The 22,936-nt window shown below is 45.8% G+C and carries 28 protein-coding genes and 1 pseudogene; 15 read left to right on the forward strand and 14 right to left on the reverse strand.

Annotated elements, in window-relative coordinates; translation table 11 throughout:
- Nucleotides 1–165 precede the first annotated feature (165 nt).
- On the reverse strand, nt 166–1,461 hold the full coding sequence (gene purB, locus JGK36_RS25565; RefSeq protein WP_293197294.1) for an adenylosuccinate lyase: 1,296 nt from the start codon (nt 1,459–1,461) through the stop codon (nt 166–168).
- Between the two features lie 228 nt (nt 1,462–1,689).
- Here purB and JGK36_RS25570 point away from each other — a divergent pair, with 228 nt between their 5' ends.
- The 6 genes from JGK36_RS25570 (at nt 1,690) to JGK36_RS25595 (ending at nt 3,602) form a co-directional block, all read left to right on the forward strand.
- The gene (locus JGK36_RS25570) at nt 1,690–1,920 is read left to right on the forward strand and encodes a type II toxin-antitoxin system HicB family antitoxin (protein WP_293197255.1); all 231 of its coding nucleotides are present in this window, start codon (nt 1,690–1,692) and stop codon (nt 1,918–1,920) included.
- A 51-nt stretch (nt 1,921–1,971) separates the two neighbouring features.
- Nucleotides 1,972–2,196, forward strand: coding sequence for a type II toxin-antitoxin system HicB family antitoxin (locus JGK36_RS25575; protein WP_293179600.1), 225 nt, complete (start codon nt 1,972–1,974; stop codon nt 2,194–2,196).
- Nucleotides 2,197–2,275: 79 nt separating this feature from the next.
- Complete coding sequence (locus JGK36_RS25580) at nt 2,276–2,722, forward strand: helix-turn-helix domain-containing protein (RefSeq protein WP_293179603.1); 447 nt, start codon at nt 2,276–2,278, stop codon at nt 2,720–2,722.
- Between the two features lie 19 nt (nt 2,723–2,741).
- Nucleotides 2,742–3,062 (forward strand): helix-turn-helix domain-containing protein, encoded by a 321-nt coding sequence (locus tag JGK36_RS25585; RefSeq protein WP_293179606.1) that lies wholly within the window; start codon nt 2,742–2,744, stop codon nt 3,060–3,062.
- A gap of 64 nt (nt 3,063–3,126) precedes the next feature.
- On the forward strand, nt 3,127–3,384 hold the full coding sequence (locus JGK36_RS25590) for a type II toxin-antitoxin system HicA family toxin (protein ID WP_293197254.1): 258 nt from the start codon (nt 3,127–3,129) through the stop codon (nt 3,382–3,384).
- Nucleotides 3,381–3,602, forward strand: coding sequence for a type II toxin-antitoxin system HicB family antitoxin (locus tag JGK36_RS25595; RefSeq protein ID WP_293179612.1), 222 nt, complete (start codon nt 3,381–3,383; stop codon nt 3,600–3,602). Before JGK36_RS25590 ends, JGK36_RS25595 begins: the two co-directional genes overlap by 4 nt.
- Nucleotides 3,603–3,874: 272 nt before the next feature.
- Here the strand turns inward: JGK36_RS25595 and JGK36_RS25600 are convergent, their stop codons facing one another.
- Nucleotides 3,875–4,642, reverse strand: a complete 768-nt coding sequence (locus JGK36_RS25600) for a YebC/PmpR family DNA-binding transcriptional regulator (protein ID WP_293197252.1) — start codon at nt 4,640–4,642, stop codon at nt 3,875–3,877.
- A gap of 144 nt (nt 4,643–4,786) precedes the next feature.
- Nucleotides 4,787–5,425, reverse strand: a complete 639-nt coding sequence (locus JGK36_RS25605; protein WP_293197250.1) for a histidine phosphatase family protein — start codon at nt 5,423–5,425, stop codon at nt 4,787–4,789.
- 265 nt (nt 5,426–5,690) lie between these two features.
- Between JGK36_RS25605 and JGK36_RS25610 the strand changes: the two genes are divergently transcribed.
- Nucleotides 5,691–6,011: a hypothetical protein gene (locus JGK36_RS25610; protein WP_293197248.1), complete on the forward strand. Its 321-nt coding sequence runs from the start codon at nt 5,691–5,693 to the stop codon at nt 6,009–6,011.
- Nucleotides 6,012–6,534: 523 nt separating this feature from the next.
- Here the strand turns inward: JGK36_RS25610 and JGK36_RS25615 are convergent.
- Nucleotides 6,535–7,224 carry a class I SAM-dependent methyltransferase gene (locus JGK36_RS25615; RefSeq protein ID WP_293197246.1) on the reverse strand — a complete coding sequence of 230 codons (690 nt, stop codon included), beginning with the start codon at nt 7,222–7,224 and terminating at the stop codon, nt 6,535–6,537.
- A gap of 301 nt (nt 7,225–7,525) precedes the next feature.
- Here JGK36_RS25615 and JGK36_RS25620 point away from each other — a divergent pair, with 301 nt between their 5' ends.
- A complete protein-coding gene (locus tag JGK36_RS25620) occupies nt 7,526–9,397 on the forward strand; it encodes a polysaccharide biosynthesis/export family protein (protein ID WP_293179630.1) in 1,872 nt (623 codons plus the stop codon).
- A 238-nt stretch (nt 9,398–9,635) separates the two neighbouring features.
- Here JGK36_RS25620 and JGK36_RS25625 read toward each other — a convergent pair whose 3' ends face one another.
- Nucleotides 9,636–10,328, reverse strand: a complete 693-nt coding sequence (locus JGK36_RS25625) for a GDSL-type esterase/lipase family protein (RefSeq protein ID WP_293193176.1) — start codon at nt 10,326–10,328, stop codon at nt 9,636–9,638.
- 153 nt (nt 10,329–10,481) lie between these two features.
- Here JGK36_RS25625 and JGK36_RS25630 point away from each other — a divergent pair, with 153 nt between their 5' ends.
- Both JGK36_RS25630 and JGK36_RS25635 read left to right on the forward strand, forming a co-directional pair.
- The gene (locus JGK36_RS25630) at nt 10,482–10,805 is read left to right on the forward strand and encodes a polymorphic toxin type 24 domain-containing protein (protein WP_293179636.1); all 324 of its coding nucleotides are present in this window, start codon (nt 10,482–10,484) and stop codon (nt 10,803–10,805) included.
- A gap of 5 nt (nt 10,806–10,810) precedes the next feature.
- A complete protein-coding gene (locus JGK36_RS25635) occupies nt 10,811–11,269 on the forward strand; it encodes a hypothetical protein (protein ID WP_293179639.1) in 459 nt (152 codons plus the stop codon).
- On the opposite strand, the gene larE is transcribed toward JGK36_RS25635, so the two are convergent.
- The 5 genes from larE to fraC all read right to left on the reverse strand — a co-directional run bounded on the left by larE (nt 11,270) and on the right by fraC (nt 15,889).
- Complete coding sequence (gene larE, locus JGK36_RS25640; RefSeq protein ID WP_293179642.1) at nt 11,270–12,097, reverse strand: ATP-dependent sacrificial sulfur transferase LarE; 828 nt, start codon at nt 12,095–12,097, stop codon at nt 11,270–11,272. It abuts the gene before it with no gap.
- Nucleotides 12,098–12,198: 101 nt separating this feature from the next.
- The gene (locus tag JGK36_RS25645; protein WP_293179645.1) at nt 12,199–13,083 is read right to left on the reverse strand and encodes a Uma2 family endonuclease; all 885 of its coding nucleotides are present in this window, start codon (nt 13,081–13,083) and stop codon (nt 12,199–12,201) included.
- 157 nt (nt 13,084–13,240) lie between these two features.
- Entirely contained in the window at nt 13,241–14,014 is a 774-nt protein-coding gene (locus JGK36_RS25650) for an ABC transporter permease (protein WP_293179648.1), read from the reverse strand.
- A gap of 352 nt (nt 14,015–14,366) precedes the next feature.
- A complete protein-coding gene (locus JGK36_RS25655) occupies nt 14,367–15,365 on the reverse strand; it encodes a DUF5357 family protein (RefSeq protein ID WP_293179651.1) in 999 nt (332 codons plus the stop codon).
- 5 nt (nt 15,366–15,370) lie between these two features.
- Nucleotides 15,371–15,889 carry a filament integrity protein FraC gene (gene fraC / locus JGK36_RS25660; protein WP_293147226.1) on the reverse strand — a complete coding sequence of 173 codons (519 nt, stop codon included), beginning with the start codon at nt 15,887–15,889 and terminating at the stop codon, nt 15,371–15,373.
- Nucleotides 15,890–16,118: 229 nt separating this feature from the next.
- On the opposite strand from fraC, the gene JGK36_RS25665 reads away from it, so the two are divergent.
- From JGK36_RS25665 to JGK36_RS25680, 4 genes are all read left to right on the forward strand, one after another.
- Nucleotides 16,119–17,252: a cob(I)yrinic acid a,c-diamide adenosyltransferase gene (locus JGK36_RS25665; RefSeq protein WP_293179654.1), complete on the forward strand. Its 1,134-nt coding sequence runs from the start codon at nt 16,119–16,121 to the stop codon at nt 17,250–17,252.
- A 461-nt stretch (nt 17,253–17,713) separates the two neighbouring features.
- Nucleotides 17,714–19,702: a calcium-binding protein gene (locus JGK36_RS25670; RefSeq protein ID WP_293179657.1), complete on the forward strand. Its 1,989-nt coding sequence runs from the start codon at nt 17,714–17,716 to the stop codon at nt 19,700–19,702.
- A 338-nt stretch (nt 19,703–20,040) separates the two neighbouring features.
- Nucleotides 20,041–20,280 (forward strand): DUF6883 domain-containing protein, encoded by a 240-nt coding sequence (locus JGK36_RS25675; RefSeq protein ID WP_293179660.1) that lies wholly within the window; start codon nt 20,041–20,043, stop codon nt 20,278–20,280.
- 10 nt (nt 20,281–20,290) lie between these two features.
- Nucleotides 20,291–20,545: a DUF4926 domain-containing protein gene (locus JGK36_RS25680; protein WP_293179663.1), complete on the forward strand. Its 255-nt coding sequence runs from the start codon at nt 20,291–20,293 to the stop codon at nt 20,543–20,545.
- A gap of 113 nt (nt 20,546–20,658) precedes the next feature.
- Here JGK36_RS25680 and JGK36_RS25685 read toward each other — a convergent pair whose 3' ends face one another.
- From JGK36_RS25685 to petN, 4 genes and pseudogenes are all read right to left on the reverse strand, one after another.
- Nucleotides 20,659–20,847, reverse strand: a complete 189-nt coding sequence (locus JGK36_RS25685) for a CsbD family protein (RefSeq protein ID WP_293179667.1) — start codon at nt 20,845–20,847, stop codon at nt 20,659–20,661.
- 96 nt (nt 20,848–20,943) lie between these two features.
- Nucleotides 20,944–21,170, reverse strand: a pseudogene (locus JGK36_RS25690) (DUF167 domain-containing protein).
- Between the two features lie 89 nt (nt 21,171–21,259).
- On the reverse strand, nt 21,260–21,853 hold the full coding sequence (locus JGK36_RS25695; protein ID WP_293179670.1) for a DJ-1/PfpI family protein: 594 nt from the start codon (nt 21,851–21,853) through the stop codon (nt 21,260–21,262).
- Nucleotides 21,854–22,093: 240 nt separating this feature from the next.
- Complete coding sequence (gene petN, locus JGK36_RS25700) at nt 22,094–22,183, reverse strand: cytochrome b6-f complex subunit PetN (RefSeq protein WP_071883976.1); 90 nt, start codon at nt 22,181–22,183, stop codon at nt 22,094–22,096.
- Between the two features lie 82 nt (nt 22,184–22,265).
- On the opposite strand from petN, the gene JGK36_RS25705 reads away from it, so the two are divergent.
- Nucleotides 22,266–22,766, forward strand: coding sequence for a hypothetical protein (locus JGK36_RS25705; protein WP_293179673.1), 501 nt, complete (start codon nt 22,266–22,268; stop codon nt 22,764–22,766).
- Nucleotides 22,767–22,936: the final 170 nt, after the last annotated feature.

A 22,936-nucleotide genomic window follows, 5' to 3' on the forward strand; every position in this document is an offset into this window, starting at 1 on the left:
CGATCGGCGATTGAATCGGCGATTGAAATCGCTTCTACACATACAAAGTCCGCCTCCGCGGACTGAAGAATCAAGGGGATCTCAAAACCGAATTTGGTACAATATATCGCAGAGAAACTTGGTGGGCAAGTTGGGCCTATCCAAAGTCGGAAATTCAAAAAAATTTTAAATTCCCAAGCGTTGATACACTAAATCTAAGTGCCTCAATTGATACTGCGGATCGAAACAATCATCAATTTCCTTGTTAGTCATCTTAGCAGTAACGCGATCGTCCTTAGCAATCAAATTATAGAAATTGCCTTCAGATTTGTTCCAAGCTTCGTGAGCGCAAGATTGCACAACTTTGTATGCTTCTTCACGGTTCATTCCTTTTTCTACCAAGGCTAGCATCACGCGCTGACTGAAGATAACTCCGCCGTAAAGATTCATGTTTCGCTTCATATTTTCGGGATAGACTAGCAGGTGTTTTACTAAGTCTGTGGTTTCCACTAACATGAAGTGAGTTACTGTAGAACTGTCGGGCAAAATCATCCGTTCTACGGAACTGTGAGAAATGTCTCTTTCGTGCCAAAGCGCAACATTTTCTAAGGCTGCGACGGCGTTGGCGCGGACAATTCTCGCCATTCCTGTCAGTCTTTCCGATCGAATCGGGTTGCGTTTGTGGGGCATGGCGGATGAGCCTTTTTGCCCTTTGGAAAAGAACTCTTCGACTTCGAGCACGTCGGTGCGTTGCAGGTTGCGAATTTCGACTGCAAAACGTTCGATCGAGGCGGCTAACAGTGCTAAGGTTTGGACGTATTCGGCGTGTCGATCGCGCGAAATGACTTGAGTCGATGCACAATCGGGTTCGAGTCCCAGGTTCTGACAGGCGATCGCTTCTATTCGCGGATCGATATTAGCATAGGTTCCGACTGCGCCGGAGATTTTGCCGACTGCAATGGACGATCGCAAATTCACCAATCGGGCGCGGTTGCGAAGGACTTCAGCCAGCCATCCTGCTAGTTTAAAGCCAAAGGTGATGGGTTCAGCGTGTATTCCGTGCGATCGGCCAACCATCACAGTATTGCGGTGTTGTTGGGCCTGATAGCGAATAGCTTGGCTCAAATCTTCGACACGTTCTAACAAGATATTGACGCTGGCGACTAATTGCAGCGCCAAAGCAGTATCGAGCACATCGGAACTGGTTAAACCGAGGTGAATGTAGCGGCCGGCATCGCCTACATATTCGTTGACATTTGTCAAGAAAGCAATCATGTCATGGCGAACTTCCTCTTCAATTTCGAGGACTCGTTTGGGGTCAAAATTAGCCTTAGCTTTAATTTCTTCGACTGCGGCGGCGGGGATGTAGCCGAGTTCGGCTTGAGCTTCGCAGACAGCAATTTCTACTTGTAGCCAGCTTTTGAGTTTGGCGGTTTCAGTCCAGATGTTGCCCATTTCGGGCAGAGTGTAGCGGTCAATCACGGTGGTCGTTGGGGAATTCGGTCTCACCATTGTACATCTGTGTGGGGATGCAAGAGTCAGGAAGTCCAGAAACCGGGTTTTTTACGAAAATACTTTGTTGTAGCCCGCAGATTTGGTAAAAACCCGGTTTCTTAAATCAACTCGGTTTTTGTCGTTTGGGCGATCGGCTACAATATTCTAAACCTCATTAGCTGGCATTCTTCTCTATTCGCCTATAAAGGGTTCCAAATGAATAGCAATTATAGTCTCATTATCCACTGGTCAAAAGAGGATCAACTTTTTGTTGTCAGCTTACCTGAGTTTACCGATGTCATGCAGCCTTGCACTCACGGACACACTTACGAAGAAGCGGCAAAACACGGACAAGAATTGTTAGAAACATTGATTGAACTCTATCAAGAAGATGGCAAACCTCTACCAGAACCTCAGACGTTGGGGAAACGATTACAGATAGCGTAAAACGAAATAATTGAGGAAAATTGGCCAAATCGAAGCAGAGGAGACAGAACCATGAAATATACAGTTGTTATCCAATGGTCGGAAGGCGATCGATGCTTTGTCGTATTTTTGCCTGAATTTGAGGATGTAATGCAGCCGGTAACTCACGGAGATTCTTATGAAGAAGCTATCTACAATGCACGAGAGGTACTGGAGTTACTAATTGAGAGTTGTCAAGCTGAAGGTAAACCATTGCCCGTAACTAAGAAGCTAGAACGATTATTTCAGGCTGTTTGAATATTTTGATTATTTCGGATATTGCGTTTACGCCGTGAAAAGTGTTATCGTCAAGAAAACAATCAAAATACATCTTGCTATGTTAAAGCAAAAAGCATCGCCAGAGTCTGTTTTGCCTCCAGAAAAAGAACAAGAATCTATAGCACAATTAGCACAGATACTCAGCCGAGAATCCGCACAGCCAAAATTAGTCACCAGTAACGGAGAAGAGATTCTCCTTCCCGAATCAGTCTGCAACATCCTGCATCAAGCTGTGCAGGCGATGGCATCTAATCGGGCTGTTTCGATCGTTCGTCACAATCGCGAATTAACAACACAACAAGCTGCTAATATCCTAAATGTATCGCGACCTTTTCTAGTCAAGTTGCTAGATGAAGAAGCAATTCCTTATATCAAAGTAGGTTCCCATCGGAGGATTCGATTTAAGGATTTAATCATTTATCAAGAACAGCGAGACAGAAAGCGCCGTAAACTATTAGACCAGCTAATCGAGATGACTGAGGAAGCTGGTTTATACGAGGAATAGGATTAATTCACTTTTTAATATGGCTAAAGTTGCTGTTCTACTTAATGCTTGTCTTTTGTTTTCCCTATATTTGCTTGATATTCTTCACAATCGCGAACTGACGACGCAGCAAGCTGCCGATATCCTGAATGTATCGCGACCATTTCTTGTCAAGTTGCTAGATGAAGGAGCAATTCCTTGTGTCAAAGTAGGTTCCCATCGGCGAATTCAATTGAAGGATTTAATCATTTATCAAGAACAGCGAAAAGTCAAGCGTCGCCAAGGACTTAAGGAATTAACTCAATTTCTTCAAGAGGAAGGATTTTACGAAGCACGAATACACGATATAGTTCAAGATTAAGAATGTTATGATTGCAAGCAGCATCAATAAACCCTAAAATTCCAGGTACAATCAAGAGCGAGCGATGAAAAAGCGTAAAATTTTAGAAAAGGTGCTATCTGGGTCAAAAAACATCAAGTTTAATGAAATGGTGACACTGATTGAAGCCTTTGGCTTTAGTCTGGCGAGAGTCAGTGGCAGTCATCACATATTCAATCATCCCGAAGTGCCAGAAATTGTTAACATTCAAAATAAGAAAGGCGAGGTGACACCCTATCAAGTCCGTCAATTCTTAGCGATAATCGAGGAATACGCTCTCACAATAGAGGATGATGAAACATGAAAGACTATCACATCAATATTTTTTACAGCAACGAAGATGAAGGCTATATTGCCGATATTCCCGACTTAAAATACTGTTCCGCTTTTGGGGAAACCCCAGAATTAGCTTTGCAGGAAGTACAGATTGCTAAAACAGCATGGCTGGAAGCTGCAACAACTGCGGGAAAACCCATTCCCGAACCAAAATACCGACCCGCAATATATCAACTTACTACTTGACAAACGATCGCACAAATCCCCCTTATTGCATCCGATCGATCGTCCGGTACTGGACTACTTCTCCCAGATAATTTGCGCTTGAACTTTCATACTCCGACAAAGCCGTAATTGTTCTAGTAACCTTCAAATTTTGCTATGAACCTGATGCGGACTAAAGTCCTCACTACGAACCTGTCATGGATGCGGACTAAAGTCCTCACTACGAACCTGTACCCTACGATTTTTGCTATGAACCTGATGCGGACTAAAGTCCTCACTACGAACCAAGGATTTTAAATCATAATTGAGGACATCAATTCATCGGTCATTTCAAAATTTGCTGTCACGCTTTGCACGTCATCTAAATCTTCTAGTGCATCCATCAATTTTATGAGCAATCGAGCTTTTTCAGGATTATCAATTTCTACTATGTTGCTCGGAATCCAGCGATTTTCCGACTGCAAAACTGCAAAACCTGTTTGTTTCAAAACATCAGCCAGTTTTTCCAAATTAGGCACACTTGTAAATACCTCTGCACCTTCAGTATCCTCATCAATTAATATCAAATCGTAGGATTCGGCTTCTGCTTCTAGCGACGCTTCAAACAATTGTTCTTCATCAATGGGGCCGCATACTGTACAAACTCCTTTGTGGTCGAACATCCACCCCACACAACCAGTTTCGCCCAAGTTGCCGCCATTTTTACTAAAAGCTTCTCGCAAGTCAGCCGCCGCGCGGTTGCGGTTGTCTGTCAGCGCTTCAATCAGAATCGCCACGCCGCCAACGCCGTAACCTTCGTAGCGAATGGCTTCTAATTCGGAACTACCTCCGGCTAAACCGGCACCTTTGGCGATCGCCCTTTCTATGTTTTCATTAGGAATATCAGCCGCCTTGGCTTTTTCAATAGCCGTCCGCAGTTGAAAATTGCCAGCGGGATCGGGAACTCCGCTGCGCGCCGCGACAATTATTTCGCGAGATATTCTAGCAAAAACCTTGCCTTTAACGGCATCAACTCTAGCTTTTTGGCGTTTAATATTCGCCCATTTACTGTGTCCAGCCATACCTATTTAAGATTTTTGATTTAAAATGTGCGATCGACATTAAATGATAGCACTCAGATTTTCACAGACCAGATTAACCTAGGGTGTGCACTGCACAACCCGTACACATAGCATATAATGCGATTTTTTGCACGAATCTCAACTTTAATTAAAGCGGATGTCGGTTTCAGTGTCCGTGAGGTGAGAAGTATCGCCATTAAGTGCGATCGACCATTCGTCCCCATTCCGCACCACTTTCACCAAACAGCAAAGAGAAGCATTAATTTTCCTCCTAGCACCGCCCACCAGCCACAGCGCACTTCCCACAACCGACGAACCGTGACCTACTAATAACATATCCTCAGGAAACTGTGCAGCGAGGCGTTTAGCAGTTTCCCCCGCCCTTTTGAGACAAGCTTCCCCGGTTTCGGGATAATTAGCAATACCGCCTTTATAAGAAGCATCAATCCTGGGAAAACGCCTGCACAAATCCTCGACAGATTCAGTTTCCGGCATTTCGGTCATCCATTCAGGATTCAGCCATTCGCACAGTCCCCACTCTAGTTTAATTGACAAATCCAGAGCTTCTGCCGCGTGATTTGCCGTTTGGACAGTTCGCAGAAAAGGAGAAGCGAAAATGTGACAAATTCCTTCACCTTTGAGGCGATTGGCGAGTTGTTTGGCTTGAATGTGACCGTCTTCGGAAAGATGGGGATCGTAGCGGTGTTCTGCGGTGAGAAACCAGTCGGGGTTTACGAAGTCGATGCGGTTTCCGTGGCGTGCGATCCAGACTGTTTGTGGCATAATACAGACGATTTTAGATTTGATATTTGAGATTTTGGATTGACGCTTGACGATTGAAAAAGTTGAGAAGTTGGGAATAAATGATGAATATTCTGGTTGATAGTTTATTTACAGTTGTAGTTTTTTGAGAAGAGGTATTACTTTTAATTAGGCTTCTGGCGATCGACATCAAAGAATTTAATTAATTTTACCACAACTGTGCCTTACGATCGTCGCAACTATTTGACAATGCGCTAGAATAGAATCAGTCACTCTCTACGATCCAATGGCTCAATCTATAAAGCAACTCCACGCCAAAATTCAGGTCATGTCCAGCGATGCGGTGAAGGCGATCGCACTTTCATGGCTGAATCAGTCCAACGGTAATCTCAGCGACTTTGAACGCCTAATCACAGAAATTACTGAGGAAAGCGAGGGATATCAGTGGGGAGAAATTGACACAGCAAACGAGTTTCAACCCCTCAGCGAAGAACAAACCATCGCAATGAGCCTCGCAGCCTTGGAAGATTACCAGAAAAGCAAGACAGGCATTTCGGGCGATCGGGTTAAGGAATGGGCAGATAGTTTAGGTATTACGCTATCCTAAACGATGAAGTCCTGGTATTGCCTACTTACCACGGACAATAACAATTAATAGGTCAACCGCAGATGTAAGACAGATAACGCAGATAAACGCATATAATTTTAAGATATAGCAATCCTAAATGATTATACTCGTTACCAGGCAGAGCGAAAGTAACGCAGATCCGGACGCTCTGCCGACCTTTTCGCAGCCGAGGCTCTTCAAGAGTGACATCGGTTCCCAGGCTCTTCCTGGTAACCAGTTATTGAAACTGATTTAGGATTGCTATAGAAGAGAAAATGAATGCAATTTTGTTTATTTGTCCATTCTATTTTTCTTCCAGTCCGCGGAGGCGGACATCGTTTGTGTAGCCGCGAATTCCATTCGCCCGGTAACTGCGGACATTGTTTGTGTAGCCGCGAATTCCATTCCCCCGGTAACTGCATTGTTTGTGTAGCCGCGAATTCCATTCGCCCGGTAACTGCGGACATCGTTTGTGTAGCCGCGAATTCCATTCGCCCGATAACTCAATTTGTATAGACGCGAATCACATACTCCCCCTAACTCGCAGCATCTTATTTCCACCTTTTTGAAACTCATAGGGAGCCTCTTGAACTTCCACACGAAAATTTCTATTTTTCAATTCGGCAATAATCGGATTTAAATGCTCAGATTCCTCTCCGCTAAAACTTTGCAACAGCGGAAACACTCGCACTTCCTTAGCAACCCGACACATTTCCATAATTGCTTCTAGATGAAATTCTTCCGAAAGCAGGTGAGAATAAGCAAATAAGAAATGGCTGCACAAAGCTAAATCAAATTGACCGTTATCGAAGGGCAAAACAGGCAGCTCAGCAGTCAGGTAGCGGCCTTGCTCCAAGCCAGAGGGAAAATCTGCTAAAAATTCCTGCATTGCTTTCATCCGCACTTCGCCTAGCTGGTACGGCGATTCAAAACTGTTCCACAGGTAACCGTCTACATTGGCCTTAACAGCGTCAATCACAGTTTGATATGTTTCTTGGATGCGATCGCCAATTTCCACCGCCGTAAACTGATAAACCGGATCGCAAGAAATCACCTTGTTACCTTGGCGAGTCATTTCAGCATTGAAACTCGCCGGCCCGCCCGCACAATCTAGAATTGCTCGCTTGAGGTCACTTGATGTCAAGCTAAACATTCCTATGTATTCATCCAAGCAGCGTCCCCAGGGAATTACCTTCTCCAATTTTAGTGACACTTGTCTTTGTCCCGCAGATACAATTATTAATATTTTACATCAAAGAAGGATCGTTTTTTCTAGATCTTTTATTTCGGGGGGTTGATTTGCATCCCGACTTATGTATAAATAATTTTGAGAACATTTGGCTAGCTTTACGCTTTCTTTATAAAGAAGGTACTCGATTGCCGCACAAATTTTATGATTCCACCTCTGGATTTTCCAGGGCAGCGAGGCTACACTGGACAGAACGGAAAATAAACTAAAATTAACTAGCTTGCATTGCGATCGTTCAATGGCAGACTGCAACCAGGAAAGAAAGATGAAACATAACGTTCAAACCGCTACAAGTCTTAGTTTGTCAGCACTCCTGGTGCTGAGCAGTTCGCTGCCCAGTATAGCTCAGTTGCCTGCCATCAGAAATCCTGCACCCGCTAGGAACCAAAACAGGCCGAGAGTACCGCCACCACCGCCTCCGGGTTCGAGTTTCCCACGGATCGGCAATTCGGGTTCGCTGATACAAGAAGCGGCTTATACTTTAGGCCCGGGCGATCGCATTGCTTTAGATATCTTCGGCGTCCCTGAATTTAGCAAAGAATATCAAGTCTTAGTTGACGGAACCCTCAATCTACCAATCATTCGCAGCGTCTCAATTCAAGGGTTGACGCTGCAACAAGCCGCTACCGTCATTACCAAGCGATACGAACCCTTCATCAATGTTCCCGTTGTCACGGTGACTCTGATGGTTACTCGCCCCCTAAATATAGGTGTTGCCGGTGAAGTTACTCGCCCCGGTTCCTACAAAATTAATGCCAGCAGAGAAGGAACCGGAGGAGGCGTAAAATTTCCAACTTTGATGGAAATGCTGCAAGTTGCTAAAGGGGTGACATCCGCAGGAGATATGCGAAATGTCCAAATTCGCCGTCCCCGCAGAGGCGGAGCAGAACAACTTATTACTGTTAATTTGCAGGATTTTTTAGATACGGGAAATTTGAGCCAAGATGTCACGATCCGAGATGGAGATACAATTTTTGTACCGACAGCAAGTGCTCTCAATACCCAAGAAGTCCGTCAAAGAGCCAGTGCTAGTTTTTCCGCTGATATTACTAAACCAATTGGCGTGGTAATTGTCGGAGAAGTCAACAGGCCGGGGCCTTATACTGTATCTGCTTCGGATTTGCGATCGACTAACCAACAAACAGATCTGAGTTTTGTCTCTATTGAACAACAACAAGGAGGAGGAGCCGTTGTCGGACTACCAACAATCACTAGAGCGCTCAAAATTGCTGGCGGTATCACCACAGAAGCAGACATTCGTCGCGTCCAAATCCGCCGCCGTATCAGAGGTGGGACTGAACAAACTATCACGGTAAATCTGTGGGATTTGCTGCAAAAAGGTGATGCAACTCAAGATGTTTTACTGCAAGAAGGAGATAGCGTCATTATTCCGACGGCATCTACTGTAGACTTAGCTGAAGTTGCCCAACTCGGAAGTACAAGTTTCTCTCCAAATGCGATCAGCATCAATATTGTAGGGGAAGTGATCAGGCCCGGAGCTTTACAGGTTAAACCTAGTACATCCCTCCACCAAGCTTTGCTGACTGCGGGTAGTTTCAATCAATTGCGGGCTAAAAAAGATAAGGTGGAACTGCTGCGCTTGAACCCCAACGGTACTGTTACTCGCCGCACTATTAATGTCGATTTTGCTCAAGGGCTGAATCCTGACAATAACCCAACTCTCCGAAACAACGATGTGATTCTCGTAGCGCGATCGGGCTATACTAGGGTTGCAGACAATATTGCCACTTTCTTGCAGCCGATAACAGGAGTTGCAGGTGGAATCAGCAGCGTTAGCGGAATTTTTACTGGGTTTCAAACAACTATCAACGCTTTTCAGAACTTATTTTTGGGAGGAGATTTCGATCGGCGAAATCAACTCAGACAGCTTCGAGAACAACGAGAAGACAGACAAGAGCAACGTCAAGACAGACTGCTAGACAGAGAGTTACAGCGTGAAGAAAGACAGCGGCAAGCTGAAGACAGACAGCAGCAAGCTGAAGACAGACGCTTGCAACTCGAAGACAGACAGCGGCAGATAGAGCTTCAAGATCGGCAACTTCAAATTCAACAGCAGCAAAATCAGCAGCTACAGCAACTACAACCACAGCAAATTATGCCAACTACTACTCCTTGATATTTAGCGCTAGGGTGCGTCAGTTTAGTAATTGTCGATCGTGACAAAAATCTAATTCTGACACACCATTGATTCCGTGGTGCCTCACTTCTAAGATTGTGAGGAAAGTAGCAAAAATATCATTTTTATGACGCACCCTACTTCACTGAAATGACATAAATCAAGTCCGCATAAACGGAATTAAAATTAAGAGTTTAGCAGGATATTCTTATGTCAGATAAAGTGTGAGTTGTCAAGTTTAATTCAAAATATTTAACAAAACTTTTCTGTATATATCTAAACCTTTGGCATTGAGGTGAACGCCGTCTATCGTTAAATCTCCATTTAGAGCTTTTTCCTTAAATAAGGCTTGTATGCCACTAGATTCCACGGTCATATTTTCGTCGGTGGCAACTTGATTGATGAGAACATTAATTTCATCAACTCTGGCAATTGTTCCGGCAAATTTAGGATTGTAGCTGGCGGCAAGAGTTGAGTAAAAAGCAGGAATCAGAATAATCTGTTTGGTGCCGATCGATCGCATAATTGCGATAGCCTGTTTCAAATTGCTGACAAACTGCTCGTCGCTGATGCCGTACATAGCATCATTTGTGCCGATCGCCAAAATTGATTTTTTGCAAGTAAACCCCTGGGGCACTACAAGTTTAAGCTGTTCTAGCAGAGAAACAGAACTCATTCCGCCGATCGCAAAATTAAAGTTTTTTTCTCCCAAAGAATCGCCCAATGCCGAAGAAATAGAATCGCCCCACACGCAACCTTGATATTGCCCGTCTTTAATTTGCTGCACCTGATTGTACACCAAAACTTGCCACCACAGGGCAGAGCTCACTGTATCTCCCGCAGGTGGCGGGCCCGCTAACACCCGAAACGGGATGTAAGCGAACAACAAGAAAGCCAAGATGGCCCAGATCAATCTAAATTTAACTTTCATAAAACTTGCTACTCTTGCTGCTACTTCAGTTTATGCTATTGCTTTAACAAGCCGTCAGCATTTGTGCAAATTTCTATAAATTGTACTCTGTACATTTCCAAATACCCCTACATATATCAAACTGAGATGGTAAAATAATTTAGGACTAATATTATGTCTAAACCAGTTGACTGGACAGTTGGCATCCCCGCTAGCACCCTGATAGCCGTCGGAACCCAGGTCAGCGGGAGATTTCCTCTAGATGGAGCAAGTGCCCAAAACTTACTGTACCGCATGGATGGCAAGAACATTACCAGCTATATCGTCTACGATGACAGTGGACGGGCAATTAAGCGAGTAGACTTGACAGGAAGGGCTCATGCAAATGTGCCGACACCTCACGCCGTTGAATACAAACACAACCAAAACTCAGCAGGAGACATTTATGTGCAAGCTGAGAAAACAGTTAGGCCAGCTAGATTGGATGAAATACCCTAGAAATTATGTTCATCAAACAAATATCCTTGAATGCAGATAAACTAATCGATTTCCAGCAATGGAAAAAAGCCAACGGCGATGATTTTTCACTCTGGGATTATCTTTTTGGATCTGCTAATATTGAAATTGCCATAGCTTTCACAAAACTATTCTGGCCAGATTTTGTCGAACATGAAGGCGGCATCTTTTTGTCCGAAGCCTTTAACAGTCAAATCTACGAACAGTGGAAAATCGAGCTAGGGAATGATGTCGCTGCAATTGAGCAGGTGATGAACCACCAGCACGTTGATGACATTCTCCCCGGTGCCCAAAACGCTAGCAGTGACAATTTATTGTATTTGGGACAAGCATTAGCTCAGATGTGGGAAAGTCGCCTAAAATCGCTTTATCCTCAGCGCCGTTTTCAAGTTAAATGCGATCGGGACGAACACACGGTTGTAGTGACATTTTTTCAAGATAATTAATCAAGCCTTCGCCCCCAACAATTCAGGTTGCAAAACCTGATTTAATTTGCCGCTGCGAAACCCCTCCAAATCCAAAGTCGCGTACACAAAACCAAACTGCTGAAACACCGCCACCAATGCAGGCAAATCCGCATTTAATACAAACTCTCGAATCTCCTGGGCCGGCAATTCAATTCGCGCCGTATCTCCATCCGATCGCACGCGCAGATTTTTCAGCCCCAACTGCCGCAAATACCGTTCAGCGCGCCCCACTCTTTGCAACTTTGCAACGGTGATTTCTTCACCGTAAGGAAAGCGCGAACTCAAACAAGGCTGTGCCGGTTTGTCCCACCAAGGCAAACCCAATTCTCTTGCTAACTGTCGCACTTCAAATTTAGTCATGCCGACTTCTGCTAAAGGCGATCGCGCGCCCCGTTCCTTTGCAGCCTGAATCCCCGGGCGGTAATCCTTTAAATCATCACCATTCACCCCATCCACCACATAAGGATAACCCTTGGCAAGTGCTAGCGGTTTCAAAGTATCGTGCAGTTCACTTTTGCAAAAATAGCAGCGATTAACCGGGTTAGAAGTATAATTAGGATTGGCCATTTCCTGAGTTTCGACTTCCTGGTGGGCGATGCCAATTTCTGCGGCTTGAATCCGGGCATCTTCCAAATCTTCTGTCAGTAGAGACGGAGAAACAGCCGTTACAGCCAAAGCGCGATCGCCCAACACGTCAAAAGCAATTTTTGCCACCAAAGTGCTGTCAATGCCACCAGAGTAGGCAATCAGCGCTCGTTCCATCAGCGCGAAAATGTCTTTTAATTCTTCGAGTTTTTTCACTAACATGATTTCAATTGGGATTACTGTAGAAGGCGATCGATATTAGATCCCCAACAACTTCTGCGAAGTCGGGGATCTAAATATTCTGTTTTTTTAGGTGGGTTTAGTTATTCTGGATCGATACCGAGGGCTGCCAATCGCGCCAAAAGTTCTTGATTGCGCTGTCTTTCCTGTTCCAACAGCGTTTGGGCGGACTCTTTATCTTGCTGTTCGCGATCGGCCCGCTGGCTTTCAGCTTCGGCGCGTTGGCTTTCAGCTTCTGCCCGCTGGCTTTCAGCTTCTGCCCGCTGGCTTTCGGCTTCGGCCCGCTGGCTTTCGGCTTCGGCCCGCTGACGTTCTACTTCTGCCCGTTCTTCCGGCCACAAAAGCAACTCTCCGTCTGCATTCCACCAGCGCAGCCAATTTCCTGTTCTACCTTCCCGAGTTCCCACCCAAACTCCCAAAAATAGATTTAATCCAGGTATCAAATAACGCCCATTTTCATCAGGATCTTGATTGTTGTAGCGATCGGATTCCAGCGCATAAACTTCTATTCTGCCTGTATGCGGCCGAAAAATGACATAGCGAGGAACTTTGATTACTTGTTCGTAAAAGAACCACTTGCCGATTTCTTCTGTGTGTTCGACGGAGTATTCATCGCCGTAAGTAGCTGAGAGAAATTCCATCACTACAAAAGGCACTGTTCCTTCGGTATGAGGCGTGTAACTGCGGCGGGGATAGCTGTGAGGCCAAGGTTGAACCGGTTGCACGTACATCCAGTCTGGGGCTTTGCAAATAGTGCGATCGTCCACAGCAGCACACAAAGCAAAATTAGAAACTATGAGTGCATCTTGGATTAGTTCCGGGGAATCCACTACAGACTGGCGCAAACCGTTAGAGATTAAAGGATGTTCTATATTTTCCACGGGGTCATCTGGTAGAATAAAATCATCGGGAAGCAGCGGCCAGGTAATTTTTAGCTGCGATATCGGTTTGTGAATTACAGCAGTCATAAGTCACCTCATTTTACCAATAAAAGTTTGACTTTTAGTCGAGATTGGCGATCGACAACCTTCTCTATATCTTAGCGTGCTAATTCCACAATCAAATTCGTTTGCAGCGAGGACTCTTCCAGCAAACAATTACCGCTGACAATGCGGAATCTATATTTTAAAATTCTCGACGCGAAAATATGGCGATCGCAATTGACAGCAGCAGCACCACATACAGCAAACCATAGCCCGCATCTGTAATCAAACCCGCCAAGTAAGGTACTTGTCCGTAAACAGCATCATTTCTCAAATTGAACCGGGCTAAATCAGGCAAAACTAGATAAAGTCCCATCATCAATTGTTCAATGCCAGGATTTTTAGTTAACTTGCCAAAAGCCACTAAATCCCGCGTCGAGTGTCCCATCAAATAAACGCTAAATGTCAGTAAAGTAGCCAGCAGCGAACTGCTAAAAACTCCAAATAAAATCCCCACACCGGCCATGAGGCACAGCTCAAACCACACGAACAGCGAAGCGATTAAAATGCTGCCCAAAGGGTAAGGAATGCGACTCAAACTCAGAATAACCAGATAGATGACAGTCATTGCTGCTACCAGAACGAATAGCACCGCCGACATCCCTAAGTGCTTGCCCACAATTAACTCAGCCCGGCTTATCGGCTTGGCAACTAACAGGTAAACAGTCCGCTTTTCAATTTCTTTGTTGACCAGTCCGGTAGCCACAAAGACTGTGACAATTATACCCAGGATGCTCATCGCAGCCAAACCAATATCTAAGATAATTTTATTTTCGGTTGTCGCTGCCAATTCCGGTATCAAGCGCACCGAGGCTCCCATCAACAGAGCAAAAATAATAATTAAGTAAAGGATGCGATCGCGAATTACTTCCCAATATACATTAGTCGCGACTGTCAAGATTCTTCTCAAATTCATCTAGTTATTAACCCGCAGTCAACTTTAGCCATATTTTAGTGCAAGGAAGAGGGAAGTTCGGCAACGGATTTTTTAACGGATGTAACGGATGGATGTTGAGGGTAGAAGTCAAGGGTGAAGAAAGAGGATTTTTCCCATCTCCCCCTCTTCCCATCCCGACGGGTGTAGGTTTTTTGGTAAAAGCCTTATCCCATAAGAGTTTGAGATTCCCGCCAAGCCAAAGCCCAAAACCTTTGCAATGTCTAGATTTGCTGGGTTTTGCCAGTGGAAAACCTACACCTCTCCCCCTCTCCCCCTCTCCCCCCTCTCCCATCTCCCTTATCTCCCCCTCTCCTAACGGCCAGAGACAAGCTCAAACTTGACTGTCTCCCGAAGTTCCATCTTTTTTCAGTCCAGGTTTAGAGGGTTTGGTAGTGTCGCAGGTTACAGTCGCTCTATTGCCTACATCGATCACCTCGCAAGATTTGGTCAACGAATATATTTCGGGTCTAAACACCAGCCCCAGCCAAGTTGCCTGCATCTGTAACTGATAGCGGGACTCTCCTTGGACGATCGAAGTTTTGACCTCCCAGCTCGCATCTTCTGGGACTACCCGAATTGTTTTTAACGCTTGATTCTTCAGAAAAAATCGCTCGTTGTCAATATCTATTAACATTTGTTCTACCTGCGCCCACGGTTTTGTGCGAGCTTCATTTTGCAGGTATCGATCCATTGCATTGAGGATGACCACTCCTCGGGAGCGATTAATAGTTGGCTGTTGAAATGTCACCACATAATCGCTTTTCCTCAAATCCTGCGATAAAACGCTCGGATATTGTTCTATCCAACCTTGAATTAAAAAGTGAAATCCAAACCAACAGGAAATCAGCAGGTGAATGAGAGTAATCATCAAAAACTGAGGCCGCACTAACGATCTGATACCTTCCCGTTTTGACTCGCTATTCCAAATCTCTATTACACCCAAAATTATTACTGCTATAATTGGGCCGGATATCCATGCTATTTCCTTCCTATCTGACGGCAATCGGATCAGCAACCACAAGCCAATTAAGATGCTGGTCACCCACGGACTCAGACTTACTTTTTTAATCGTAAAAGGTTGCTGGCTGGTCAGCAAACCCATTGACAGTGTAAAAAATAACCAGCTCATATCAAACATCAGAGTTCTTGTCGGCCAGTCTGTGATTGCCGCCACCGTCAGCAAAGCTAAAAATATGCTGAGCAGTAAAGGCGTCTTCCAGTGGACAACTTTAGGCGGAATTATCGCCTTTTGAAATTTTTTATTGGTTTCCCAAAGGTTGTTAGTCAGCTTCGTGAGTTGCTGAGTCACATCCAAAAATTGCTTCATCATAGATTTCAATTGACGCTTTGCAAAAACAATACGGTTAAAATAACGAAATTGCTAACAGTGTGGGCGATTAAAACTGCCCCAAACTGGGTAGTTACTCGAAAAGTTTTTTTGGGAGGACGGCGGCTGAGAGTTGGCGGCCCCAAAAACTGAGGTTTGGAAGCTTTTTTGTTACCAGAAACCATGTTCTCTATGAATTCTAGTCCCTGCCATTTGGCGAGAAAAGTGATTGCCAATACCGAGAGGGCAATCGCAGTTATTGCAGAGTAAGTATTCTGACCTCCGCCTAATAAAATATAACCGATAAGTTCTTCTCGCCATTCTTTGGAAATAACGCTTTCAATGCCGAAGAAAACTAACCAACCCACGCAAGTGCAAGCGAGATTGAGGATGGCTGTATATTCAACGCTGGTTTTGGGGCCGAGTTTCAGTAGTTTTTGCAGAAACCACGATTCGATCGCGATCGCCAAAAACATCATTAAAATTTGCACCAAAACAGTCCGAAATGGGAAAACACTCGCAATCATAAGCATTCAGGTATATCAGCCCGTGTTAGATTTTAATTGTACATCAGAAGCGGAATAATCTAGAGCGCAGGTTTTAGCCCCTAATCCTCTTCGATCGCCCTTCTGAACATTAGGTGGTTGAGGTTGTATCCTATAATCTTTTGAGATCGTCCAACAGAAGGGAAATATTAAACATTCAATGGGCGCGATCGAATACCCACCCCGAGACAGACTAAAATAAGTGCGGATTATGGTAAGGAATGGCATTGGTATTCGGACAGCGTCATCTCGCTCAGAACGCATCGCGGGTCAGATTCACGTCTACGACGGCGCTGGTAAAGGCAAGTCTCAGGCAGCTTTGGGAGTAGTGTTGCGCTCGATCGGGCTGGGTATCAATTCTGACTCGCCCACGCGAGTTTTGTTGCTGCGCTTTCTCAAAGGCCCCGGCCGCTCCTACGACGAAGACGGGGCAATAGAAGCCCTGCAACGGGCATTTCCGCACTTGATCGACCAAGTGCGTACCGGCAGAGCCGAATATTTTGGGGCCGAAGCAATCACCCGCTTCGATCGCACAGAAGCCCAGCGAGGCTGGGATATCGCCAAAGGAGCGATCGCCAGCGAGCTTTATTCTGTAGTAGTTCTAGATGAACTAAACCCCGTATTGGACTTGGGTTTGCTGCCAGTGGACGAAGTAGTCCAAACCCTCAAAAACAAACCAGAATATTTAGAAGTAATCGCCACTGGCCGAGCGGCCCCCGAAGCTTTGCTGGATATTGCCGACTTGCACTCAGAAATGAAGCCCCACTATCACCCCGCAGCGGCCGAACACAATATTTCAGGTATCGAAATATACACAGGAGCGGGCAAAGGCAAATCTACGAGCGCATTGGGGAAAGCTTTGCAGGCAATAGGTAAGGGTATCAGCCAAGACCAATCTCACCGCGTCTTAATTGTACAATGGCTCAAAGGTGGTAGTGGCTATACAGAAGATGCGGCGATCGCAGCTTTGCGGCAAAGTTACCCCCAGTTAGTAGACCACCAGCGGTGTGGCCGAGATGCTATAGTTTGGCGGGGGCAACAGCAAGAGTTAGATTGCATCGAGGCAGAACGCGGCTGGGAAATCGCCAAAACGGCGATCGCCAGCGGCTGGTATAAAACGATCATTCTCGACGAACTCAATCCAACAGTAGACTTAGAACTGCTGCCGGTAGAGCCGATCGTCGAAGCCCTGCTGCGAAAGCCCCGCGATACAGAAATCATTATCACCGGGCGCTGCCACAAACCCCATGGTTACTTTGACTTGGCAAGCGTACACTCGGAGGTATACTGTCACAAACACTACGGCGATCGGGGCGTAGAACTAAAGCGGGGTGTAGACTTTTAGACCCCAGAGCGGTGCGGAGTTCAATCCGAGCCAGAATTATTTAAAGACGGCCCTGCCTGGGAAACCGGAAATTGCCACAAAGCGTTGTAACCAAGTAACCAATCTCTCACTTTTCTTTGTCTGGCGATCGCGCGATCGACCCTTGTTAATCTTTAATTTCCTTCCCCGGAGGCGATCCCCGAGCGCCAATCCAGAATGGAACATTAAGAATGTGAGCCGCGTCTTCTTGAGCGTGAGCACATGAGACATTGCACAAGGATTATTAAAGGGTGAAGACATTGAAAATAAAAGCTTACAAGCAAAAAGTCCGCGAGGGAGAAAGTCTAGACAGGGTTAACACCAGTAGGCTAGACTTGCGGCTGGCAAACAGGTTAAACTACAGCGGCATCCAAACATTCGGTGTTCTAGGCAGTGTCTGTAGTCGCACAAGCGATGACCAACAAGTAGAGGAGTGAAGCTGTATGACAACGTTAACTGACAATTCCGATCAAACTAATTTAAACACTCCGGGACTGGGCCCGGATACAATCTTTGCCGGAGCGGGGGGGGATTTAATTACAACTTCTACCCTCGGCGGCAGCTTAATATTTGGCGAACGCGATAACGATACTCTAATTTCCGTCGGCCCCAACGATAGCCTATACGGTGGCCCTGACGAAGATTCATTAGTAGGCCAGCGCGAGCGGGTTTTCCTGTCGGGCGATGGAGGCAGTGACACCGTAATTGCTCAAAGCCGGAATTCGACGCTGTTGGGCGGTGCGGGAGATGACTTGCTCCAAGGCACTGTCGATGGCAACCTGATGTTTGGTAATCAGGGCGCAGATACGATGCTCGGAGGCGCCCTCGGAAGAGACACCCTCTACGGTGGTAAGGACAATGACTCCCTCGGCTTCTTCATCGCAGGCGGCGGCAACAACCTCGGTCTTCGCATCGGCGGCAGTGCCGGTGGCAATCAAGGCAGCAACTTCCTGCGCGGAGACTTGGGCGACGACTTTGTTGTAGGTATCAATCAGAAAGATACTCTGATCGGCGGTAAAGGCAACGACACAATATACGGTGTGGCCAGCAACAGCTATCTTTCCGGCGACCTAGACAACGACACCTTAGTCATTCTCAACAGTACCCAGTCGAGTCCGTTTTCTTCGAGCGTCATCACGATCGGCATTGAGAAAACAACCTTGCTCGGCGGTGAGGGCAACGATTCTCTCCTAGGCGGTATCGGCGACTTTGGTACCGGCAAAAACTTGTTGGACGGCGGTGCTGGTAACGACACGATCACGGTTTTTGCTACTCAGGATACGGCATTGGGAGGCGCAGGCGATGACTTCATCAAGTCGTCTACGGTGTCTGCACTTTCCAGCGTAGGCGCGTCGAGTTCATTTCCAGGCTTCGCGGGTCGCAACTTGCTCAATGGCGAAGATGGTAACGACACGATCGTTGCAGCTTTTGCGAGTGATAGCATGATCGGTGGCGGTGGCAATGACAGCTTGAGCGGCATCTTTAATCAAGCCTTCGGTGGAGATGGCAACGATACGATCGATGCCACCACTTTTGCGATCGGTACTACTACTGCGCTGATTACTCTTGACGGCGGCCTGGGTGACGATCTGTTACTTGGCAACACCAGCACTAACCTTACTACCACCGGCACCGTCACAAACTTCATGAACGGTGGTGAAGGAAGTGACACGATCGTGTTTGGTAGCAGACGCGATCGATTGGTTGGCTCTTTTGCTGGTAACGACTTTATCTCCTACGCCACCAGTGTCAACTTTGCCGGTGCCACATCGACAAACCTCATTACCGATACCTTAGGTTCCAACTTCATCATTGGCGGCAACGGTACTGATGTCATCACTACCGGTGCTGGCGACGACATACTGTTCGGCGGCCCCGGCAGTCTTCCTACTGGATCGACATCTGACGGGGACGACACCTTAAATGCCGGCGGCGGAAACGACACGCTGTTGGGCGGCTTTGGGAACGACTATTTGCTCGCAGGAGACGGCAACGACTCTCTCGGTGGCGGGCCCGGTGCAGACACGCTGATTGGCGGCGCCGGCAATGACAGCTTCTACTACAACAACTTCGGCGAGGGCGTCACGATCAACGCCAACGGTAGCCTGGGTAGCAGCCCAGACCAAATCGGCGATTTTGAAGTCGGCCGTGACAAGTTGGTATTGAACTTCGACTCCTTCCTGTTACCACCATTTGACAATAGTCTGCCAAATCGACCTTCTTCCAGGGCGTTCTTACAGGTGGAAACCGGAACTTACAACAACGATCTGACTCCTGCAGGAGCAACTCCAGGACAAGCAGTCCTCGTTTACGAAGGTTCCACAGGTCGCTTGCTGTACGACCAAGACGGTGCTGGCGGCCAAGCACCAATTCAACTGGCACTGCTGAACGGCCGACCAGGCTTGACGGCGACTGATATTACCCTGATTTAATTTAGGTGGCAGCGGGTGGGAGTCGGTTTGGAAAAAGCCGTAGCGTAGCGGGGCGTAAGCCATCGCCCGCGCCAACTCTAAAAACTAATTGTGCTATGTTTCCAGCTAGGGATATGAATCCCTAGCTTTTTTATTGCATGGGGAATTGGGAATTGGGAATTGGGAATTGGGCATTGGGCGGAGCGAAGCGGAGGGATGGGGCATCGGGCTTTTATAACATTGGCATTAAAAGGAAGGGCAGATTCACCGATCGATTTTGCCACCAATCAATCATTCCTTAAACTAAGAGGGCCCAAGCCCAACAACATACCTCATATGGGAGCTCGAACCGCTATATTTTGTTTGCCAGTAAGTTAGGCATTACCCTGAAAAATGGTGAAATTCTCAAACAGGCTTTAAAAGAAGCTGCTATTAACGAAGATGTTGTTATTCAGAAAAACAATGAATACGGAACACATTACAACATGAAATTCTTGCTGAAAACCGAAGTAGGTGAATCTCTGATTCTAGCAGCTTGGATCGTCCGCTCAGGTGAAACTTTCCCCAGATTGACAAGTTGTTATCCCGTCAAAAAGTGAGGTAAAAACAATGAAAAAAATTAAGGGCTTAGATATTGTTGCTTTAACTGAAGATTTAGAAGCAACCCATTTTGAAACAAAACAAATCATTAAATTATATAAAGGACAAGTGGGAACAGTCGTGATGGAATTTGATGGCAGTGCTTTTGAGGTAGAATTTTCTCATCAAGATGGCACAACTTATGCAATGGAAACAATCCTCGCTACAAAATTAATGCTTTTACATTATGATTTAGTAGAATCTGTAGGGGCAGTTAGCCGATAGATTTTGCCAGCAATGATTTTTCTAATCTACAAAAAGTATCTCTAAAAAAAATCCCGCAAACGATATGTTATTTGCGGGATTTAGTAGGCAGGAAACTTGTCGCAAGAAATACTTTATGCTCGGTCTACAATCTCTTTGGCTTTATCTTTGAGGTCTTCTTTCATGTGAATTGCTGATGCTTCGTCCTGCTTGGCTTGACCTTCTAATTTATCTTTCTGGTTGCCTGTAACTTCGCTCACAGCTTCTTGAATTTTGCCTTCGATATTCTTGGCAGTTGCTTCGACTCTATTTTCAATGGTCATAATTTTTTCTCCTAACCTTACAACTACTACTGTATAAATTAAAAGCTGAGTCTTAATCTATCTTGAGAAAGATTTAGATATCTATCTAAAGATTGGTTAAATCGGAACTTCGACAAGTTTATTGCGGGAGGAAAGACCGGATTTAATTGCGATCGCCGATTTGGGCACTTTAAACTTTTTCGCCAACAGCACGATTAACTCTGCTTATTGGCTTTTCCATCCACGGGCGGGGATTTGAGGTGTACTGTCAGGCTGCCGTCTGGTTGCTCTTGGATGCTTTGCTGTTTGGAATTAGTTTTAACTTTGACTGCAAAATTTTTCATGTGACTAACAACTCAATAACTAATAACCAATAACCAATAACCAATAACCAATAACCAATAACCAATAACTAATAACTAATAACTAATAACTAATGACTATCTGAATGTTCGATTTTTGTTCCCAAAACTTTGAGAAATTCAGCTAACCAGTTAGGATGTGCAGGCCATGCGGGGGCTGTGACTAAGTTGCCATCGACTACGGCTTCGGTAACGGGAACTTCGGTATATTTGCCACCAGCCCGGAGTATGTCGGGGCTGCAAGCTGGATATGCGGTGCAGCGTTTGCCTTCGAGTACGCCGGCGGCGGTGAGGACTTGCAATCCGTGACAAATAGATGCGATCGGCTTTTTGCTGTTGGCAAAGTAGCGGGTAATTTGCAGCACTTGTTCGTTGAGGCGGATGTATTCTGGCGATCGTCCTCCAGGGATAATCAAAGCGTCGTAGTCTGCGGCGTTAATTTCGTCAAAAGTTGCGTTTAAAGTAAAGTTGTGACCGGGTTTTTCGCTGTAGGTTTGATCGCCTTCAAAGTCATGAATTGCGGTGCGAATTGTTTGACCTGCGGCTTTGTCGGGGCAGACTGCATGGACGGTGTGACCTACCATTTGCAATGCTTGGAATGGAACCATTACTTCGTAGTCTTCTACAAAGTCGCCGACTAGCATTAAGATTTTTTTGGCAGTCATTTTTGTAAGTCCTGTTATTTTGATTTGCTTAAATAGCAATAGGCTTTAGATAAGGCTGATCCCCCCTAGCCCCCCTTAAAAAGGGGGGAACAAGAAGGTGCTGCGAAGTCCCCCTTTTTAAGGGGGATTTAGGGGGATCTCCGAGGAATAAACAGTTTTAACCCAAGCGTATTTGCTTAAATAGGATTAAAAAAAAATGCAGGGCAGTTAAAAAGCCTGCCCCGCCAGCTATTCTGGAATTTAGAAACCGTTGCGGCCCCAAATTACCATTGAAATTGAGAAGGAGAACAAAACTAGCACCGAAACCCAACCGAGTGACAAAATATCCATAGCTATTTATTGAACAAACTGTACAAAGTGACTCCAAAGCTTATCATAAGTCAATTTGAGCTATTTTTGAAATGAGGGCGCTGTGAAGGACTCGTCAAATTTTAGTCCCGCTGAGCGGGTAGAATCTTTGAAAGCAGCGAGTGTTGCTGCTTTTTCTTGTTTGCTGGCTTTTGGGTCGATCGCCCTTGTTAACAGCTTAATCTTAGCCCAGAGGTGGGATGCTCTGGCGGGTTTGCAGGTCAGGGAATTTGGCCTAAATTTTGGATTCAAAGGATTGATGGCATTTTTGGGCGGTTTTTTGTTCGGCGTGACTTACCGCTATGCGATTCGCTGCGATACTAACCGGCAGCTTAAATCTGGGGTGGTGTTGGCTTTTGGGTTGGTGCGGGCTTTTGGACAGTTGGATGCTGAATTGTCTTTTGAGGCGGGGAAAATGCCGGGTTTGCAGGAGTTATTACCGTTTGCGGTGGTTGGGGTCGAGAGTGTGGTATTGTTTGCGATCGCAGGTTTGGTGTTGGATTGGGCGATCGTCTTTGAGGGCTTCGCTAACGGGCGATCGTTGATTAAACCTTTTGATTCTTGAGTGCGATCGGATTTTACTCAAATCAGGCAGAATTTTTTTGAACAGGCAAGATGCCTGTTCCACAAGCAGTAAATTATCTTGTGGGGTGGGCTTCTAGCCCGCCCAGAATTTTTTTGAACAGGCAAGATGCCTGTTCCACAAGCAATGAATTATCTTGTGGGGTGGGCTTC

Source organism: Microcoleus sp. PH2017_35_SFW_U_B (genome assembly GCF_020737865.1).
Classification (GTDB): Bacteria; Cyanobacteriota; Cyanobacteriia; order Cyanobacteriales; family Microcoleaceae; genus Microcoleus.

Bases quoted from the DNA above. Each gene is read 5' to 3' on its own strand.
- JGK36_RS25570 (WP_293197255.1), top strand. From the start codon at position 1,690: ATGAATAGCAATTATAGTCTCATTATCCACTGGTCAAAAGAGGATCAA.
- JGK36_RS25575 (WP_293179600.1), top strand. From the start codon at position 1,972: ATGAAATATACAGTTGTTATCCAATGGTCGGAAGGCGATCGATGCTTT.
- JGK36_RS25580 (WP_293179603.1), top strand. From the start codon at position 2,276: ATGTTAAAGCAAAAAGCATCGCCAGAGTCTGTTTTGCCTCCAGAAAAA.
- JGK36_RS25585 (WP_293179606.1), top strand. From the start codon at position 2,742: ATGGCTAAAGTTGCTGTTCTACTTAATGCTTGTCTTTTGTTTTCCCTA.
- JGK36_RS25590 (WP_293197254.1), top strand. From the start codon at position 3,127: ATGAAAAAGCGTAAAATTTTAGAAAAGGTGCTATCTGGGTCAAAAAAC.
- JGK36_RS25595 (WP_293179612.1), top strand. From the start codon at position 3,381: ATGAAAGACTATCACATCAATATTTTTTACAGCAACGAAGATGAAGGC.
- JGK36_RS25600 (WP_293197252.1), bottom strand. From the start codon at position 4,642: ATGGCTGGACACAGTAAATGGGCGAATATTAAACGCCAAAAAGCTAGA.
- JGK36_RS25605 (WP_293197250.1), bottom strand. From the start codon at position 5,425: ATGCCACAAACAGTCTGGATCGCACGCCACGGAAACCGCATCGACTTC.
- JGK36_RS25610 (WP_293197248.1), top strand. From the start codon at position 5,691: ATGGCTCAATCTATAAAGCAACTCCACGCCAAAATTCAGGTCATGTCC.
- JGK36_RS25620 (WP_293179630.1), top strand. From the start codon at position 7,526: ATGAAACATAACGTTCAAACCGCTACAAGTCTTAGTTTGTCAGCACTC.
- JGK36_RS25625 (WP_293193176.1), bottom strand. From the start codon at position 10,328: ATGAAAGTTAAATTTAGATTGATCTGGGCCATCTTGGCTTTCTTGTTG.
- JGK36_RS25630 (WP_293179636.1), top strand. From the start codon at position 10,482: ATGTCTAAACCAGTTGACTGGACAGTTGGCATCCCCGCTAGCACCCTG.
- JGK36_RS25635 (WP_293179639.1), top strand. From the start codon at position 10,811: ATGTTCATCAAACAAATATCCTTGAATGCAGATAAACTAATCGATTTC.
- larE (WP_293179642.1), bottom strand. From the start codon at position 12,097: ATGTTAGTGAAAAAACTCGAAGAATTAAAAGACATTTTCGCGCTGATG.
- JGK36_RS25645 (WP_293179645.1), bottom strand. From the start codon at position 13,083: ATGACTGCTGTAATTCACAAACCGATATCGCAGCTAAAAATTACCTGG.
- JGK36_RS25650 (WP_293179648.1), bottom strand. From the start codon at position 14,014: ATGAATTTGAGAAGAATCTTGACAGTCGCGACTAATGTATATTGGGAA.
- JGK36_RS25655 (WP_293179651.1), bottom strand. From the start codon at position 15,365: ATGATGAAGCAATTTTTGGATGTGACTCAGCAACTCACGAAGCTGACT.
- fraC (WP_293147226.1), bottom strand. From the start codon at position 15,889: ATGATTGCGAGTGTTTTCCCATTTCGGACTGTTTTGGTGCAAATTTTA.
- JGK36_RS25665 (WP_293179654.1), top strand. From the start codon at position 16,119: ATGGTAAGGAATGGCATTGGTATTCGGACAGCGTCATCTCGCTCAGAA.
- JGK36_RS25670 (WP_293179657.1), top strand. From the start codon at position 17,714: ATGACAACGTTAACTGACAATTCCGATCAAACTAATTTAAACACTCCG.
- JGK36_RS25680 (WP_293179663.1), top strand. From the start codon at position 20,291: ATGAAAAAAATTAAGGGCTTAGATATTGTTGCTTTAACTGAAGATTTA.
- JGK36_RS25685 (WP_293179667.1), bottom strand. From the start codon at position 20,847: ATGACCATTGAAAATAGAGTCGAAGCAACTGCCAAGAATATCGAAGGC.
- JGK36_RS25695 (WP_293179670.1), bottom strand. From the start codon at position 21,853: ATGACTGCCAAAAAAATCTTAATGCTAGTCGGCGACTTTGTAGAAGAC.
- petN (WP_071883976.1), bottom strand. From the start codon at position 22,183: ATGGATATTTTGTCACTCGGTTGGGTTTCGGTGCTAGTTTTGTTCTCC.